This is a genomic window from Petrocella sp. (assembly GCF_059865615.1).
This window is the reverse complement of record NZ_JCBCDA010000007.1, coordinates 1-18,695: the sequence shown is the minus strand read 5'-3', so window position 1 is coordinate 18,695 and position 18,695 is coordinate 1. Positions and strand designations below refer to the sequence as shown.

The 18,695-nt window shown below is 36.6% G+C and carries 15 protein-coding genes; 3 read left to right on the top strand and 12 right to left on the bottom strand.

Annotated features, from left to right (window positions below; all coding sequences use genetic code 11):
* Positions 1–5: 5 nt before the first annotated feature.
* From AC6F8J_RS01180 to lepA, 10 genes are all read right to left on the bottom strand, one after another.
* On the bottom strand, positions 6–1,160 hold the full coding sequence (locus tag AC6F8J_RS01180) for an aminotransferase class V-fold PLP-dependent enzyme (RefSeq protein WP_500720422.1): 1,155 nt from the start codon (positions 1,158–1,160) through the stop codon (positions 6–8).
* Between the two features lie 206 nt (positions 1,161–1,366).
* Entirely contained in the window at positions 1,367–1,732 is a 366-nt protein-coding gene (locus AC6F8J_RS01175; protein WP_275843358.1) for a response regulator, read from the bottom strand.
* Positions 1,722–2,474, bottom strand: coding sequence for a 16S rRNA (uracil(1498)-N(3))-methyltransferase (locus AC6F8J_RS01170; RefSeq protein WP_500720421.1), 753 nt, complete (start codon positions 2,472–2,474; stop codon positions 1,722–1,724). Before AC6F8J_RS01170 ends, AC6F8J_RS01175 begins: the two co-directional genes overlap by 11 nt.
* Before the next feature lie 8 nt (positions 2,475–2,482).
* Complete coding sequence (gene prmA / locus AC6F8J_RS01165; protein WP_500720420.1) at positions 2,483–3,406, bottom strand: 50S ribosomal protein L11 methyltransferase; 924 nt, start codon at positions 3,404–3,406, stop codon at positions 2,483–2,485.
* Between the two features lie 8 nt (positions 3,407–3,414).
* Complete coding sequence (gene dnaJ, locus AC6F8J_RS01160) at positions 3,415–4,548, bottom strand: molecular chaperone DnaJ (protein ID WP_500720419.1); 1,134 nt, start codon at positions 4,546–4,548, stop codon at positions 3,415–3,417.
* Between the two features lie 325 nt (positions 4,549–4,873).
* The gene (dnaK, locus tag AC6F8J_RS01155; protein WP_500720418.1) at positions 4,874–6,724 is read right to left on the bottom strand and encodes a molecular chaperone DnaK; all 1,851 of its coding nucleotides are present in this window, start codon (positions 6,722–6,724) and stop codon (positions 4,874–4,876) included.
* A gap of 143 nt (positions 6,725–6,867) precedes the next feature.
* A complete protein-coding gene (gene grpE / locus AC6F8J_RS01150; protein ID WP_500720417.1) occupies positions 6,868–7,470 on the bottom strand; it encodes a nucleotide exchange factor GrpE in 603 nt (200 codons plus the stop codon).
* A gap of 25 nt (positions 7,471–7,495) precedes the next feature.
* Positions 7,496–8,536 (bottom strand): heat-inducible transcriptional repressor HrcA, encoded by a 1,041-nt coding sequence (gene hrcA, locus AC6F8J_RS01145; protein ID WP_500720416.1) that lies wholly within the window; start codon positions 8,534–8,536, stop codon positions 7,496–7,498.
* A 110-nt stretch (positions 8,537–8,646) separates the two neighbouring features.
* Positions 8,647–9,789 carry a radical SAM family heme chaperone HemW gene (hemW, locus tag AC6F8J_RS01140; RefSeq protein WP_500720415.1) on the bottom strand — a complete coding sequence of 381 codons (1,143 nt, stop codon included), beginning with the start codon at positions 9,787–9,789 and terminating at the stop codon, positions 8,647–8,649.
* A gap of 9 nt (positions 9,790–9,798) precedes the next feature.
* Positions 9,799–11,610 carry a translation elongation factor 4 gene (gene lepA / locus AC6F8J_RS01135; RefSeq protein WP_500720414.1) on the bottom strand — a complete coding sequence of 604 codons (1,812 nt, stop codon included), beginning with the start codon at positions 11,608–11,610 and terminating at the stop codon, positions 9,799–9,801.
* 220 nt (positions 11,611–11,830) lie between these two features.
* On the opposite strand from lepA, the gene AC6F8J_RS01130 reads away from it, so the two are divergent.
* Together AC6F8J_RS01130 and serS are read left to right on the top strand one after the other, a co-directional pair.
* Entirely contained in the window at positions 11,831–12,541 is a 711-nt protein-coding gene (locus tag AC6F8J_RS01130; RefSeq protein ID WP_500720413.1) for a peroxide stress protein YaaA, read from the top strand.
* A gap of 151 nt (positions 12,542–12,692) precedes the next feature.
* Positions 12,693–13,976, top strand: a complete 1,284-nt coding sequence (gene serS, locus AC6F8J_RS01125) for a serine--tRNA ligase (RefSeq protein ID WP_500720412.1) — start codon at positions 12,693–12,695, stop codon at positions 13,974–13,976.
* A gap of 256 nt (positions 13,977–14,232) precedes the next feature.
* Here the strand turns inward: serS and AC6F8J_RS01120 are convergent, their stop codons facing one another.
* Both AC6F8J_RS01120 and AC6F8J_RS01115 read right to left on the bottom strand, forming a co-directional pair.
* On the bottom strand, positions 14,233–16,128 hold the full coding sequence (locus AC6F8J_RS01120; protein ID WP_500720411.1) for a hypothetical protein: 1,896 nt from the start codon (positions 16,126–16,128) through the stop codon (positions 14,233–14,235).
* A gap of 10 nt (positions 16,129–16,138) precedes the next feature.
* Positions 16,139–17,737 (bottom strand): FapA family protein, encoded by a 1,599-nt coding sequence (locus AC6F8J_RS01115; RefSeq protein ID WP_500720410.1) that lies wholly within the window; start codon positions 17,735–17,737, stop codon positions 16,139–16,141.
* A gap of 501 nt (positions 17,738–18,238) precedes the next feature.
* On the opposite strand from AC6F8J_RS01115, the gene rpsT reads away from it, so the two are divergent.
* The gene (gene rpsT, locus AC6F8J_RS01110; RefSeq protein WP_500720409.1) at positions 18,239–18,502 is read left to right on the top strand and encodes a 30S ribosomal protein S20; all 264 of its coding nucleotides are present in this window, start codon (positions 18,239–18,241) and stop codon (positions 18,500–18,502) included.
* The last annotated feature ends 193 nt before the right edge of the window (positions 18,503–18,695 follow it).

Sequence of the window (18,695 nt, the reverse complement as noted above, 5' to 3'; positions counted from 1 at the left end):
TTTTCCTACTTTCTTTTAAATCTTCTAAGTATAGGTAACAGCTTATTTAGCTGTTCTATAAATTGATCAACTTCTTCTTGTGTGTTGTACTTGGAAAAGCTCAGTCGTATAGCATGATCTTTTTCATCAGCAGACAAATTCAGTGCCGAAAGCGTCATGCTATGATTTTTCTTTTTTGAAGAACAAGCTGATCCTGTCGATATGTATATCTGAAGTTCTTCTAATGCATGAAGCAACACTTCACTTTTCACACCGGATACGCCTATGTTTAATATATGATATGCGCCTTTTTCTATGTCTCCGTTAAAGGAGATGTCAGGCACATCTTCCCTTAGTCTTGTAATCATATGCTCTTTTATGGCCTCTATATAGGTTCTGTTCTCAAGAAGTTGTACATAGGCTACTTCTGTTGCCACACCAAGACCAATAATTCCTGGTACGTTTTCTGTACCAGACCGTATACCACTTTCTTGACTACCGCCATAAAATAAGGGTACTATTTTAGTGCCTTCTTTTATGTATAGGGCACCGATGCCTTTAGGCCCATGAAGCTTATGGCCACTTATGGTCAATAGATCTATTTGGTCCTTCTTCGGTCTTAAGACATATTTGCCAAAAGCCTGAATGGCATCCACATGGAAGAAGGTATTTGGATTTATTGATTTAATCAGTTTCCCAATGAGCGCCATGTCTTGTATTGTACCGATTTCATTGTTCACGTACATAATGGATACCATTAAAGTATCTTGCCTTACTAACGCTTCTAGGGCTTCTATTTGAACATAACCCATACCATCTGTTGGAATGGGTTCAACCTCATACCCTATCTTATGAAGGTACCGAACTGTTTCCTTAACAGATGGGTGCTCGATAGAGGATACCAATATATGTTTACCACCTCTTGTATGGGCTGTTGCTACGCCAGTTATGGCAATATTGTTCGCTTCTGTTCCACCGGATGTAAAGTAAATCTCTTTTTTTTGAACTTTTAAAGCTTGGGCAAGTATCTGCCTACTGTTTTCAATAGCTTTTTCGGCTTCAAATCCCTTTTGATGTAAGGATGAAGGGTTGCCAAAATTCGTAGTTAGCATACTTAACATAGCTTGTGCCACATCATCAGATACCTTCGTGGTAGCTGCATTATCAAAATATATTTCCATTTTATCTCCTTAGATATTTCCTTAAAAACACAAGAAATGAAGCTAAGCTTCGTTATGAGCTCTGCTCATATTTCTGAACGGTTCGAAAGGAAAGGACCTTGACGCATTCAGCTATGTTTTAAAGCTGAATGCTAGAGTATGCCTTTCCTAGAGAAGAACAAAAAAGGCAGGTCGCCCTACCTCTCTTTTATTATACAATCGAATGTTTATTTACTCATGACGTTTTCGATAGCTTGCACAACCCGTGCCTTTTGAAAAGGTTTAACAATAAAATCTTTTGCTCCGTTTTTTATGGCTTCCACAACCATAGGCTGTTGTCCCATGGCTGAACACATGATAACTTTTGAGTTGGGTGATACTTCCATGATTTTTGGTAATGCAGTAACGCCATCCATCTCAGGCATTGTAATATCTAATGTCACAACGTCCGGTGTCAGTTCTTTGGCAAGCTTAATGGCTTCAAGTCCATTACCGGCTTCACCACAAACTTCATACCCATCTTCAATCAACATTTTTTTGAGTACTGTTCTCATAAATACTGCATCATCTACGACTAAAACTCTAGTTGCCATCATTATCCTCCTCGATTTGTATCATTAGATTAGCAAGTAAGGTCATGCCCGCTGTTTCTGTGCGCAAAATACGTCGTCCTAATGATATGATTTTTGCTTTTGTGGCCATTAAATAGTTGATTTCTTCTTGCTCAAAACCGCCTTCAGGTCCAATTACTATTCCGATGTTTTTTGCACCTTTTAGTTGTCCAAGTACAGTTCGAGTATACGTCATGCCTTCTGCATTTTCATAAGGCACCAGTACGAGATCCATCGCCTTTAATTGTTCCATCATGCCATTAAAACCTATAGGTGACCAAACAATGGGTATGATGCTTCTCTTAGACTGTTTGGCTGCAGCTTCTGCAATGCCATTCCATCGTTCAACCTTTTTGGTGGCCGTTTTGACATCCAGCTTGACAACACAACGTTTCATTTTAACCGGAATAATTTCGCATACACCTAATTCAATGTTTTTTTGAATAATCCATTCCATTTTGTCTTTTTTAGGTATACCCTGAAACAGATAGATTTTACTTAACAATTCATTGGTTGTTGGGACCACAGTTTCAATGTCTAGTAAAATTTTATCCTCCATAATTGTTTTTATTATACAACGATAGTCCTTTTGTTGTCCATCACTAATTGTCACAACCTCTCCGACACGCATTCGCAACACATGCTTCATGTGGTTCATATTTGAACCTTCTATGAGGATACTATTATCTTTTACCTGACTTGGTTCTACAAAAAATCGATACATATATCTCCTTATAGACGCGCCTTAATTGCTACCCATTCACCTTTTTTACGTACGTCCACTATAGTGAAACCTTCTGTGACTAAAACGTCTGTGACTTCTTTTTCTTTCTCAATCAATATCCCTGAAGCAATTAAAATCCCTGAGCTATGTAGTATTTTTTTTACATCTTTCGTGATGTCTATTATAACCTCTGCTAAGATATTGGCTACCACTGTGTTCACTGGTGACTGAATGCGTTCTAAAAGATCACCTTTACAAATCGTCACTCTATCTTCTAAAGCGTTGTGTTTGACATTTTCTTTTGCTATTTTAACAGCATTCTCGTCAATATCCACACCAATAGCCGATTCGGCTCCAAGTCTAACAGCTGCTATAGCCAGTATGCCACTTCCACAACCAATGTCAGCCACCTCTCCAAGGTCGTGATTACACTCTTGAAGGAGTTCAATACAAAGATAGGTGGTTTCATGGGTACCGGATCCAAAGGCCATCCCCGGGTCTATGGCTATGACCATATCCCCTTCTATCAAATCCGGTTTTTCCCAAATAGGCGTAATGACCATATGGTCTCCTACTCTAAAAGGCTTATAAAAAGTTTTCCATTTGTTTTCATAATCTTCCTCCGGCATAATTTCCAATATGATTTTGCCTGAACCTATTTCCAAAAAAGCTCTTAAGTCGTTTAAACCCTTTTCTATATCTATTCTATAAAGATCGACATCTTGATTTTCATCTAAATAAACGACAACGCGACACGTTTCAAGTGGTACCAAAGTATCCACTACAAAGTTAGCAAACATGGCTTCTTTGTCCGATTCCGATAAATATTGATCTTCGATCTCTAAACCTTCTAACCCTAAGTCAAAAAGCATATTACTAACTGCATCTACTGCAAGAGGTAGCACATGAATCTTTAATTTTGTCCACTTCATCTTAACCTCTATTTCTCCAAGGTATCTTTTATCTTATTAAAAATACCTTTCTTTTTTTTACCTTCATCAACGGTTTCACCGGCCAGTTCTGCCAACTGAATGAATAGCTCTCGTTCTTCATCACTAAGGCTTTTTGGAGTCATGACCGTAACTGTGACATATTGGTCGCCTCTTATTTTTGTATTATTAAGATGGGGAACGCCTTTACCTTTTAGTCTGAATTTTGTATTGGTTTGTGTACCTGCTTTTATTTCGTAAGTAACATTACCGTCTATGGTTGGGACTGAGACTTCTGTTCCAAGAGCTGCTTGAGAAAAACTAATCGGAAGTTCATAGAAAATATCCTCGCCACGTCTTTCTAATACTGTATGCGGTTTAACATAGACCTGTAGTATAACATCGCCTTTAGGTCCGCCATTGATACCTGGTTCACCTTTGCCTCTAAGACGCATACTCTGGCCATGATCAATACCTGCCGGTATGGTAACGGATAATTTTTTATTTTGTTTTTTAAGACCAATACCATGACAGTCTGTACATTTTTCTTTAATCATTTGTCCTGATCCACCACATTGGTGACAGGTGCGAACACTTTGAACTGTACCGAATAAGGTTTGTTGATTGTACCTTACCTGGCCTTGGCCTGCACAGGTCGTACAGGTTTCTTTTGAAGTGCCCGGTTTTGCCCCACTACCATCGCAGGTATCACAAGGTTCTGAGACAGTTACAAATATCTCTTTTTCAACACCGAAAATGGCTTCCTCGAATTCTAAATTGATACGTGCTTGAATGTTATCACCCTTTTGAGGTGCATTGGCCCGTCGTCTAGAACCACCACCAAAAAAATCACCGAAAATATCACCAAACATGTCGCCCATATCACCGAACCCGCCATAACCACCGCCACTCCCTTGGGTGAACGCTGCATGACCAAACTGATCATACTGTTGTCTTTTGGTATCATCACTGAGTATTTCATAGGCTTCAGTTGCTTCTTTAAATTTTTGCTCTATCTCTTCACTGTTATGATTCATATCCGGATGATACTGTTTAGCAAGATTACGATAGGCTTTTTTGATCTCCGGTCCACTGGCTTGTCTGCTTACACCTAACACTTCATAATAGTCTCTTTTATCTGACATTTGATCACCTCAATCAACTTATTCCAACAACGGTTACATCTATAATTCATAGGCACGAAAATAAAAATAATAATGTATGGTGCCTTGTCTTTGAACAACAAAATCAGCAGAACCTATTATACAACAAAGACAGCCCTTTAACAATGACCGTTTTTATAAATAGATTATGCTATCATGAAGAACATTCATAGAGGCAGGTTAATTATAAGACATAGAACCCACTTCTATGAATATTTTCATTAATAAGGACCGTACCGCTTGGTACGGTCCTCGTATAGAACAATTATTTTTATTGCCTAGGCTTCACACATACAAAGCAGAAAATCTATTCTTCTTTGAAATCCGCATCAATGAATTCTTCTTCGGTATTTGCTTCACCTTGTGGCTCACCTTCTGGATTAGCCCCGGCTGCTGCTGATTTCTCATACATCTTTTGTGATACTTCTTGGAATACTGCTGTTAGTGCTTCTTTTGCAGCTTTGATTTCTTCCACATCACCATCACTCATTGTTTCTACTTTTGTCTTCTCCAAAATATCTTTTAACTTTTTCACTTCGCCTTCAAGTCTTTCTTTATCACTTGCATCAATTTGATCTTTGATTTCTTCAAGAGATTTTTCTGTCTGGAATACCAATGAATCCGCTTCATTACGTGTATCAATGGCTTCTTTCTTTTTCTTATCTTGAGCTTCATGTGCCTTAGCTTCTTCTACAGCACGGTTGATTTCATCATCTGAAAGATTGGTGCTTGCTGTAATGGTAATATGTTGTTCTTTACCTGTACCAAGATCTTTCGCTAATACCTTGACGATACCATTTGCATCAATGTCAAAAGTTACTTCAATCTGTGGTACACCACGTCTGGCTGCCGGTATACCATCTAACTTAAAGTTACCCAGTGTTTTATTGTCACGAGCAAATTCTCTTTCACCTTGTACAACATGAATATCAACAGCAGGTTGATTGTCTTCAGCAGTGGAGAAAACTTGGCTTTTTTTTGTTGGTATTGTTGTGTTTCTTTCGATTAATTTGGTTGCAACACCACCAAGTGTTTCAATGCCAAGGGATAAAGGTGTAACGTCCAGTAATAGAATGTTACCTGCACCTGCATCTCCTGCAAGCTTACCACCTTGTATACCTGCACCAACGGCAACACACTCATCTGGGTTGATACCTTTAAACGCATCTTTGCCTGTAAGGCTTTTTACGGCTTCTTGAACGGCCGGAACTCTTGTTGATCCACCAACCAAGAGAATCTTGTCAAGTTCTCCTACGTCAATACCTGCATCTTTTAACGCCTGCTTAACAGGATTTAAGGTTGACTTAACCAAATCATCGGTTAATTCGTCGAATTTTGCTCTTGTTAACGTTACGTCCAAATGCTTTGGTCCTTCTTGAGTTGCAGTAATAAAAGGCAAGTTAATATTAGATGTTGTACTTGATGAAAGTTCTATTTTAGCTTTTTCTGCTGCTTCTTTCAAACGTTGCATCGCCATTTTATCATTGGATAAATCAACGCCTTCTGCATTTTTAAATTCGGATACAAGGTATTTAATAACACGGCTATCAAAATCATCACCACCAAGATGGTTGTTACCACTTGTTGCAAGAACTTCTAAGACACCATCACCAATTTCTATTAGGGATACGTCAAAGGTACCGCCACCTAAGTCAAACACCATAATTTTTTGCTCATGTTCATTATCAAGTCCATAAGCAAGTGCTGCAGCTGTAGGCTCATTAATAATTCTCTTTACATCTAGACCGGCAATTTTACCTGCATCCTTTGTTGCTTGTCGTTGACTATCATTGAAATAAGCCGGTACAGTAATAACGGCCTCTGTAACAGGCTCACCAAGATAGGCTTCTGCGTCCGCCTTAAGTTTTTGCAAGATCATAGCAGATATTTCTTGGGGTGAATATTTTTTATCATCTATTGCAACTTTATGATCTGTCCCCATCTCTCTTTTAATAGATATGATGGTTTTGTCAGGATTGGTGATGGCTTGTCTTTTCGCTGGTTCGCCTACAACTCTTTCACCTGTTTTTGTAAAAGCTACAACTGAAGGGGTTGTTCTCGACCCCTCTGCATTAGCTATAACGACAGGTTTTCCACCTTCCATTACAGATACACATGAATTGGTTGTTCCTAAATCTATTCCTATTATTTTACCCATTGTAATGCCTCCTTATTATTTATATTGTTATTGGTCATGATTGTTGTTTTTATATGGGTTACGGTGACGCTTTACTGGTTAAAGTATCTAAACTAAGTTTTACTAACTGCATCCAACGTATAGATTACGTTGATACTTTAACCTTAATTAACGACTTTGACCATGCTGTATCTTAACACAGCGTCTTTATATTTATAGCCTTTTTGATATACGGCTACCACAATACTTTCCTCATGTTCTTCTGAGGTTTCATGCTGTACGGCATGATGCAAGTGTGGATCAAAAACCTGGTCCAATGCTTCAATTTCTTCAACGCCTACTTCTTTTAGTGCTGCTACAAGTTGTTTGTAAATCATATTAATGCCTTTAACAAATGAATCTTCCTTATGTTCATCCGTTACTGCATCAAATGCCCTTTCAAAATTGTCGACAATGGGCAATAAGACTTCTAGTATTTCCTTAGCACCTTTTTCATACATTTGATCTTTTTCTTTTAAAGTTCTTTTTCTGAAATTATCAAATTCAGCTAAAGTCCTATGATGACGATCGACTTGCTCCTTTAATTCTGTTTCCTTTTGTTCCAGTTGTTTGTCAAGAGATACAACCTCTATGGTTTCTGTTTCCGTTTCTGTCACAACTTCAACATCCTCAACTTGATCCATTACTTCTGTTTCCTCATCAGAAATCATGCTCTCTTTTTCTTCCTGCAAGACTTCTTCGTCTTTCTTATCCTTATCATTTATCAAAACGATACATCCTTTCTTTAGGTGACTATGAATCATTCATCCTTTTTTCTATTTCTTTAATCAAACACTTTAGAGATAGTATGGCACTTTGATAGTCCATCCTCTTAGGCCCAATTAACCCAATCACACCCAATGGTTTTCCACCAACGTGATAAGTTGTTGTAATTAAGCTACAATCCTTCATATCTTCGTTGTTGTTTTCCGATCCAATCTTAATCTTCACACCATCGGTTTCAATACTTTCACCATTAAAATCCTTTAAGAGCAACTGCCTTATATAGTCCTTTTTGTCCAGTGTTTCCATTATTGAAGTGGCTTTCTCAAGATCGCTAAATTCCGGTAATCTTAACATATTAATAGCGCCGGATGTGTAAATCTCTGTATTTTCACTATTGTGCACCGCTTGAAAAACAACTTCCAAAACTTTTCCGATAATTTCATCCTGATTACTCGCAAAGGCCTTGATCTTTTCAATTAATGGTAGATTGATTTCTTCAACATTAAGTCCATGAAGCTGATTATTCAAAATAAATGAGAGCTTGTTTAACATCCGTTGATCCATATCTTCATTAATTTCCAGTACATAGTTATTGGCCATATTGCCATCTGTAACAATAACCGCTAATACTTTCTGAGATTCAAGTTCAATTAATTGAATGTTTTTGATTTTACATTTTGAATACTGAGGTGTGGAAACAATGGCCGTTAAATTGGTCTCTTTTGCTAATACGGAAACGATATCCTGTAACAGGGTTTCGATACGTCCTGCCTTGTTTAGTAGTGCTTCAACATAAGATAAATGCTTGGGGCTGTCATACTTGGCACTTAAAATCATATCTACATAAAGACGGTAGCCTTTATCGGAAGGTATCCTTCCAGCTGAAGTGTGAGGTTGCATGATAAACCCAAGTTCTTCTAAGTCAGACATTTCATTCCTTATGGTCGCTGGGGATATACCCAAATCATAATTCTTGGATATGGTTCTGGACCCCACTGGTTCTGCTGTATCTAAATAATTGGAAATGATTGCCTCTAGTATTTTAAGTTTTCTTTCGTTAAGTTCCATGCCATCATCACCTCTCGCATTGTTAGCACTCAATTGTGTGGAGTGCTAACATCTGAGTTAATGATATTATTTTTTTCAAGGTTTGTCAATACGTTATCCTCAAAAAACTATTAAAAGTTTATAAACTGTGCTAATACATAATTGCTAAGATCCAAGCCTCTTCTGGTAAATCGAACCCATCCGTCTTCTTCTACAAGCATTTCTTCTTTGATTAATCGCTTTATAATCCCTTGATAAGCTATTAATAGACTTTCTCCAAACTCATGCTTTAGTTCTATAAGGTTAACGCCTTTTAATTGTCTTAGTCCCAGAAAAAACCATTCTTCTAATCGATTGATCGTATTGCCTGTTTGTTCCAATTCACGTATATCATTTATTTGATAGCTTTTTTCAATATAACGATTAAGATCTTCTATATTCTTATAACGGTTATGATTCAAATATGAAGCTGCTCCAAGACCAACACCCAGATAAGGGTCTAACGTCCAATAGGAACGATTATGTCTACCTATTCTACCGACCTTACCATAACTAGAAATCTCGTAATGCTCATAACCCCAATCCAGTAGAGTATCGTGAGCCCACCAATACATCTGGCGTTCTTCATCTTCACTGGGCAGATTTAAAAGTCCTTTTTCATTTTGGCTTTCAAAAACCGTCCCAGGTTCAATGATTAGACCATATAATGATAGGTGCTCTGGCTTTAGTTCTATGATTTTTTCCAAGGTTGCTTTAAATGAATTGAACGTTTGACCGGGAAGACCAAACATAAGGTCTATACTTATATTATCAATGCCTATGGCCCGTATCATTTCATAGGATTCTAAGAAAAGCTGGTAGTCATGTATTCTACCAAGTGTCTTTAGCATCTTTGCTTCATCGGATTGTAGCCCCATACTAACGCGGTTAACCCCTGCATCTAAGTAGGCCTTTACCTTAAGTGCATCTACCATACCTGGGTTCACCTCAATCGTGAACTCTCCATCTTCCGACCATTCAAATACACCATAAACCGCTTTTATGATTCTACTAAATTGTTCTGCTGACAAAATAGAAGGTGTGCCACCACCTATATAGATCGTTGATAGCTTTTTGGATATGTTTTGACTTTTCATGGCTAAGATTTCAGCTACTAATGCATCGACATAAGCATCACGTAAGAAAAAGTCTGTATGATCAAAGGACAAAAAATCACAATAGTCGCATTTTTTCACACAAAATGGTATATGAATATATAGACCCATTTTTTTCATGTCAACACCTTATTCATCCAGCTTTAGTATACTCATAAACGCGTCTTGAGGGACTTCTACATTACCTACCTGACGCATTCTTTTCTTACCGGCTTTTTGCTTTTCTAATAGTTTCCTTTTTCTGGATATATCCCCACCATAGCATTTTGCCAAGACATCTTTACGCATCGCCTTAATAGTAGACCTTGCAATCACCTTGTTTCCTATAGCTGCTTGTATTGGTATTTCAAATTGATGCCTTGGTATCTCATCTTTAAGTTTATCTGCAATTTTTTTGCCTCTTTCATAAGCTTTTTCCTCATGAACGATAAAGGAAAGCGCATCAACAACTTCTTTGTTCAGTAATATATCAAGCTTAACCAATTTTGATTCTTTGTAGCCAATTAATTCATAGTCAAAGGATGCATAACCTCTGGTTCTGGATTTTAAAGCATCAAAAAAATCATATATAATTTCATTTAAGGGCAGTTCGTACATAAGCTGGGTTCTGGTATCTTCAATATATTCCATACCCAAGTACTCGCCACGTCGGTCCTGACACAGTTCCATGATGGAGCCGATATACTCTGAAGGCACCATGATTTGCGCTTTTACAATCGGTTCCTCCATCATCCTAACGACTGAAAGATCCGGCATATCCGCAGGGTTGGCAAGATCAATAACCGTTCCGTCGGTTTTATGTACTTTATAGATAACACTTGGTGCCGTTGTGATGACATCCATGTTAAATTCGCGTTCAATGCGCTCTTGAATAATCTCTAAATGGAGCAATCCTAAAAAACCACATCTAAAGCCAAATCCTAATGCCAATGACGTCTCTGGCTCAAAATGAAGGGCTGCATCATTTAGCTTCAGCTTATCTAAAGCGTCTCTTAGGTCTTGGTATTTGGACCCATCTACAGGGTAGATGCCGCAATATACCATGGAGTTTACTTTTTTATATCCGGGTAGTGCTTCCTTTGCCGGATTGGATACTTTTGTCACAGTGTCCCCTACCCTTGTATCTTGAACATCTTTTATACCTGCACTGATATAGCCAACATAACCTTCTTTGAGTTCTTCACAGGGTATAAATACCCCAGGGCCAAAGTACCCCACTTCAATGACTTCGAAGGTTTTTCCAGATGACATCATTTTAATTTTCTCACCCTTTTTCACCGTGCCGTCTTTGATCCTACAGAAAATTATAACACCACGGTATGGGTCATATTTTGAATCAAAAACCAAAGCTCTTAGTGGCTGATTTTCAACTACCGTCGGAGCTGGAATTGTTGTAATAATCATTTCAAGAACTTCTTCTATGTTAATGCCGTCCTTTGCAGATATAAGAGGAGCATGAGCTGCTTCAAGACCAATGATGTCCTCTACTTCCTGTATGACTCTTTGAGGATCTGCACTGGGTAAATCTATTTTATTTATAACCGGTAAGATCTCAAGGTCATGTTCCAGAGCTAAATATACATTGGCAAGAGTTTGGGCTTCAATGCCCTGGGCTGCATCCACGACGAGAATAGCCCCCTCACAAGCCGCTAGAGATCTAGATACTTCATAATTGAAATCCACATGTCCCGGCGTATCAATAAGATTGAAAACATACTCTTCACCGTTATTGGCTTTGTATACCAATCGAACAGCCTGTGCTTTGATGGTAATACCGCGTTCTCTCTCTAAATCCATATTATCCAGCACTTGCTCAGACATTTCCCTGTCGGTTAATAGTCCTGTTTTTTGAATAATCCGATCCGCCAAGGTTGATTTCCCGTGATCTATATGGGCAATAATTGAGAAATTTCTAATGTTTTTTTGTTCGATATCTGCCACAATATTCTTCCTTTCCAAAGTAAGGTTCTTATATCCTTATGATACATGTCATCTTTCAATGTTTATGAAGATAAGTTACATCATCCTCACATCAATTGATTATTATAGCATAGGGCCTTTAGTTATACAATGACTATTTAACCATCGATATCAATTGACAAATACCATTATTCGAGTACACTTGAATTATCCCTAAAAAGCTATAGATATGGAGGCAACTATGAAAATCATCCTCTCGCCAAGTAAAAGTCAAAAACATGATTCTATTTATGAAAAGGCAGTCCACGAACCTGTCTTTTATAAAGAAGCATATCATCTCAATCAAAGATTAAAAAAGCTTTCCAAAAATGCTTTAGGTCGTTTAATGGATATAGATGGTGAACTGTTAGAGCAAACCTTTGCAAATATTAAAACTTTTGATATTGCCAATCCCAACCCCGCTATCCATACTTATACAGGTCTTGTATATAAATATCTTGACCTTGATACCTATAACCATGAACAGATTAGGTATATGAATAATCATTTAGTCATTCTATCTGCAATGTACGGTGCCTTAAAGCCTCTAGATGGTATAAAACCTTATCGCCTGGATATGAAGATGCCATTAATGAAAACTTCTCTTTATAAGTATTGGAAAAAACCTATGACACACTACTTTCATAATGAACCCTTATTAATAGATCTGACCTCCAATGAATATAGTAAGTTACTTCCTTCTAATAAAATAATCCTTAGGTTTCTGGAGAAAAAGAACAACCAGTATAAAAATATTGCCACCTATTCAAAAATGGCTAGGGGGAGAATCCTTAATTTAATGATCAAAAATCAAATATCTGAACCGGATCAGATTAAAACTTTATCTTTTGAAGGTTATCACTATAATCTTGATTTATCCGATGAACAAACCATTGTATTTACCCGACCTTAACCATATATTAATTGTCAAATTCTTGACATTTACCGGCCCTTCCCTTAATATAAATAGAAATGGTTTAAGTGTCAGATATATACAATGATCATATCTTAAAGTACTAAGATTGGGTTAGTATAATAAATAAGCCCTTGAAAGGATGAAAACAATGTTAGATATCAATTTGATTAGGACAAATCCAGAGGTCGTAAAAAAAGCTCTGGCCAAAAGAAATTATGATGTGGACTTTACAGAACTTATGAATTGGGATAAAGAGCGTAAGGAAATTATCGGTTTTGTTGAAGTATTAAAGGCTAAAAGAAATGCCGCTTCAAAAGAAGTACCTGTGATGAAAAAAGAAGGCAAGGATGTTTCTTCAATCATTGAAGAAATGAGCTCCTTAAAAGAAGAAATTGCTAAAGCTGATGAAAAACTCAAGGATATTGATCATAAGATTTTTGGCTTTGTCTCTACACTTCCTAATATGCCAGCTGAAGATGTGGTGTCCGGCGACAAAGAAAATAATGAAATCATCCATGTATTTGGCGAAAAAAGAACCTATGATTTCAAACCAAAAGACCATGTTGAGCTTGCTGAATCTTTGGGGCTTATTGATTATGAAAGAGGTGCGAAGCTAGGTGGTAATGGCTTCTGGATCTATAAAGGTACCGGTGCTATCTTGGAATGGGCACTTCTCAACTTTTTCATCCAAGAACATCTAAAAGATGGCTATGAATTTATCCTACCACCCCATATATTAACCTACGAGTCCGGTTTTACAGCCGGTCAGTTTCCCAAATTTGAAGATGATGTCTTTAAACTTGAGCAGGAAAATAAAGGCTATGTTCAGTTTTTGCTCCCCACAGCTGAGACAGCCCTCATTAATTTTCATCGCGGCGAAATATTGAGTGAAGAAGATCTACCAAAAAAATATTTTTCTTATACACCATGTTATAGAAAAGAAGCCGGTAGTTACAGATCTGAAGAACGGGGTATGATTCGCGGTCATCAATTTAACAAAGTAGAAATGTTTCAATTCGCTACGCCAGATCAATCTGAAGCCGGTTTACAAGAATTGGTTGGCAAGGCCGAAAATCTGGTTCAGAAACTAGGTTTACACTATCAACTCAGTAAATTAGCCGCCGGTGACTGTAGCGCTTCTATGATTAAAACTTATGATATTGAAGTATGGATTGACAGTATGGACGTATATAAAGAAGTTAGCTCCGCTTCAAATGCTGGTGAATATCAAGCAAGACGGGGTAATATGAAGTACCGAAAAGCGGATGATAAGAAAACGGCTTATTTACATACGCTAAACGCTTCCGGACTTGCTACAAGCCGTTTGATTCCTGCAATACTAGAACAACACCAACAAGCTGACGGTAGTGTTGTTATACCTGAAGCCTTAAGACCATTCACTGGGTTTGATGTTATTAAACCTTTGAAGTAAAGGTTCTTTGTCAAATTTTGGGGTTATCCTATATTAATAAGTCAACCAAGTCTCTAAGTTCAAAAAGCTTAGAGACTTATTTAAATGGAGTAGATTTTCTTTTTACTACATACAAGCTAGGGAATAGAATGAATGCGGTTTTAAAGGTGAATCCAGGAACTTCATGGTTGGTATTGGCTAACCTGGGCATTATTCACTATCCTTAGCTCATCATATGGAGTATACGATTTCATCCCATAGATATGGTCTATCCAAATCAATGAGCTTCCAACACTTCTAAAAAAGAGTCAAAATCTTCAAAATCTTCTCCATACTTTAAGTGCTTCATATTGTGTCTTTGATCTAATTTATCCTGTATGTAGATCGCATCTTCTTCCCTTGGGGATATAATGACCAAATGCCTATTATCAATCTTAAAAGCTTTATCAAAATACTGAATAAAATCATGAAAAAGATCACTTTTCTCCAGAAAATGCTTGGCCGCAAAATTAATTTGAAAGACATGAAGCTCCAAATCATATTCCCCACAATCTTCTATTTCTTCAGATAGTTTTTCTATAAACAATACTTCTGTATTAACTTCATAAGTGTTTTTGATTTTCTCCAGTTGTTTTAAATGATACCAAGAAGGCGCTATGGCATTAGCAATAGATTCATAGATAAGCTGATTTTCAAGGTCTGTTAGTAGCATATCTTTTATATCAAAAATGCCTATAAAACCAAGAAGCTCCAGTTCAAATTTGTCTAAATAAACGGGTACCAAGAGGGCCCCAGCAAATTCACCATTTATCTCATTAACCACTTTATGGCCAAGTAGGTCCTCAACTTCATGCATACTACTGGCTACGACCATATGTCCTTTCTTTAAAGATTCTGCAACTTCTGTGAAAGCTTGTGTCTCTCCCAAAGATTGACACCCAATCCGCTCCTTGATTATAAAGACATCATTTTCTTGATCATAAGCTGTAAGAATTGCACTGGTAACATTATGGGACCACTCCAAAGTGGCTTTTGTAATTTCAAATAGATGATTCAAGTCCGACGAGGAATTAATATTCTTAATCATTAAGTTCATATTCATCAATCGGTTTAATTTGGAATCGATGGTCTTTTTTTGTTCATGAATGGTTTTAACATAGATGGCATTGGTAATAGATATGTATAAGGATGATGCTAGGCTATGAATCAACTCCATATTACTATCATTATAAGACATATCATTGACTCTACGTGCTAAAGTTATAAAACCAAGCACATCTTCATTCTTGACAATCGGCACAATATAAATAGGTCTTAAAGCTTTGACCAACTCTTCATCGTTAAAGAAAACCGATTGTATTTTTTTTAGATCATCATCATTTTCAAGATAGAAGTATTCTTTCTCACTAAGGGTATTAATATTATCATTAGTGTATATCTGTATATTAAGTTCACCTCTAAGTTCATAAACATTTTGATAGGCCATCATTTCAAAGGCCTTAGAATCATGATTGAATAGAAAGATGGAAGTGATTGAGCTCTGTGTCAGCTCACTAAAAACACTGGTTGATAATTCGCACATTGAATGGATTTCAAGCGTACTCATAAGTATTTTTGAAGATTGATGAATAGCAAATAAATTAAAAATCTTCTCATCCAATCTTTTTTTTGTTTTAATCAAGGCATCATATGATTCAAAGTTTGTTAGTGCAATATAAAAGAGGTTCATTAATGCGACTGCAATAATTTCGTCTTCTGAGTCAAAAGGTTTTTTGTCTTCATTTCTGTTTATAAGGACAAATCCAAACATCTTCTTATCCATAATCAAGGGAATACCAAAAGCACAAGGAAAATATTCGGATACTTCTTTTGGCAGGAATCTTTTTATATCTTCTCTTGAGAATAAACCTGCATGTAGTACAACGATGTCCTCATAATCCGGCTTCACTTCAAAATTATAATCGTAGTTATGATAACCGGTTTGTCGAACTGGCTTATAGACATGATCCTCTTTAGCAAAAACTACCACTTGGTCCAATACAATTAGCTCATCAATAAAATCTACTACATGATGTGTGATCTGTTGAGCATCGAATCTTTGTGAAAAAAATTCTATAGCATGGATAAGACCTTTTAGCCTATATATCATCGTATCATTCTTTTTTTCTATCATGTCTACCCTCCTATGCCTTCAATATATTTCTGCCATCCGTATAATAGGTTACCGGACTTTGATCCACTTCTGTGTGCCACAAAACATCATCCTTGATTTTGATTTGAACTTTTGCGTAGATGCCATGAGTAATCACCACTTCACCTTCGCCTTTTGCTCTAAGATATGAGATGGTTTTTTTCTGACTTGCATAAAGCATTTTAAGATTCTTCCTAAAATAGCCATACTCTTCATTAACTTTATCCAGCTCTTTTCTCTTGTCAACGTCAGAGGCAGCTACCATCTCAAGTAAGGATTTCTTTTGTTTTAATAGATTGATTTTTTCTTTTACCCGTTCAATTGTTTTATTGATAAAATCGTACTCATCTTTTACCTTTTCTCTTGTAAAACCGAGTACATGAATGAAGGTGGGGGTATCCATCTTATTACCTACTGTACCAACTTGTACCCTAACTTGGGCTTCTATGGAACCTCCAATGACTTTACTGTTATATGAATCAAAGATGACTTCCTTAGCCTTGATATTGGCATTGATTGCATAAAACCCAATATGTACAGTACCACCACTTTCTATATCACAATCTGTAGCAAATTTTGTATACAAATCGCCTTCGCATATAATCTTAGCTTTACCTTTTCCAGCAATACCACCTCTAATATAAATACTGCCTTCTTTGCTTTCAATCTGATTAACACCACCAATGCCCATGTCGCCCATAATCTGAATGTCTTGATTTGCCAATACAGAGAAGTTATCTTCTACTACATCTCTAATGTCAACAAATCCATCAAAATCGACATTGCCTGTTTTAAAAGAAACTTTGCCTTGTATCTCAAGATAGTTACAAACACTGATGATGTCATTTTCAATAATTACTGCACCGGTTGTTGATGCACGAAGAACTGTTAAATCCATTTCCGGATCATAGGACTCAACTATGGTTTTTTTATCATACTTTAAGGGTTCTTGATTACCTTTAAGTGCCGGAATAGGCTCGCCCATAATCGTCTTACCATCCACACCTTCTTTTGGTTCAATGCGTTCACCAAGCCAGTCTCCTCGATTTACCTTATTTATTAAGTTTAACTCATAATGATTGACATCCCCATTTTGGTGAATTTCAGGCTTTGCTTCCTCAATTTTATAATATGTGACAATCGCATCTTGACCCTTTACCGGTAATAAACCTTTTGCTACGACAAACTTTTCCATAGGCCGTATGTTGGCTAATATATCTTTAATATCAAATCCATAAACAATGCCGGCTTGATTCATAATATCAAGTACCTGCTGCATCAAGTCTTGTATCCCTATTTTTTCTATCTGTTCATTGGTTGCATTAATTATAATACTTGCTTCTAAGCGGTCTTTACTGATTTCTAAATCAATTAAAGGTTTTTTGATTCCAAGGAGCAATACTTTACTAGACCCAGTTTTTATTGCAGACTGAATAGCCACAAATTGATTAACTTTCAATCGCGGCAGTTTTTTTACATCTTCATCCAGTTGACTCATTGAATAACCCTGCAGTTTAACTCTAATATAGAATTGATTGTCATCATCAATAATGTCAATATATGCATTGCTAAATACTATATCCTCAAACAATAGTAACCCTCCTTTTCTCCACTTGGAATAGCCATTAATCCCTGTAGAGATACACCATAAATATAACTTAGACAATTTAGACAAAATTAAGAATTTTTCTTCACAATTATTTATATTATACATATCTCAGCCTGTAAAGACAAGAGTGACTCTCAAAAAGGTGATGATAATCCAGATAATTTATATATGGTTAAAGGGTCAAAACTAAGTTTCACTAAATTTACATACAATATATAGATTACGTTGATGCATTCATAACTATATATTGTATGCAAAAGTTCAACTATATAGTTTTGACACCTTAACCATATTATTCAGTATATTTTCCCTCATCAATTGCTTGGCACTTATATTTTTTTCTATGATTAAGTATTGAATTTACAAATAAATATTGACATATGATGCTTTATAAACTAAACTGTTAAGGTATGTTTAATTGTGCGTATTTCAAAAAATTCCCCGCATAATAAGTAAACAATCATGATTGTCGGAGGTGAAAACATGGCAAATATTAAATCAGCAAAAAAACGTATCAAAGTGGCGGCATTTAAAGCAGCAAGAAATAAATCCGTCAAATCACGCGTCAAAACTGAACTAAAGAAATTGGAGACAATAATTGAAGCTGGAGATAAATCCGCGGCAGAAGCTCAAGTTAAAGTTGTAATTTCTTATATCGATAAAGCTGAGTCAAAAGGCGTATTCCACAAGAATGCTGCTGCAAGAAAAGTATCCAGCGTTGATCGAGCTTTTAACAAAATGGCTTAGTAAGAATAGAGTAGAGAAATAATAGCCAGTATTACTTCCCTCTCGTTGAACCGTACGTACGGGTCTCGTATTAGATAGTATTGTAAAGGATTGAGCAAACATGCTCCGTCCTTTATTTTTGTTTCAAGTAACTTTGGATTTAGTATAAAATTCATTACATTCATCCCACTTCTTTTGTAGCACCCAAGTCTTG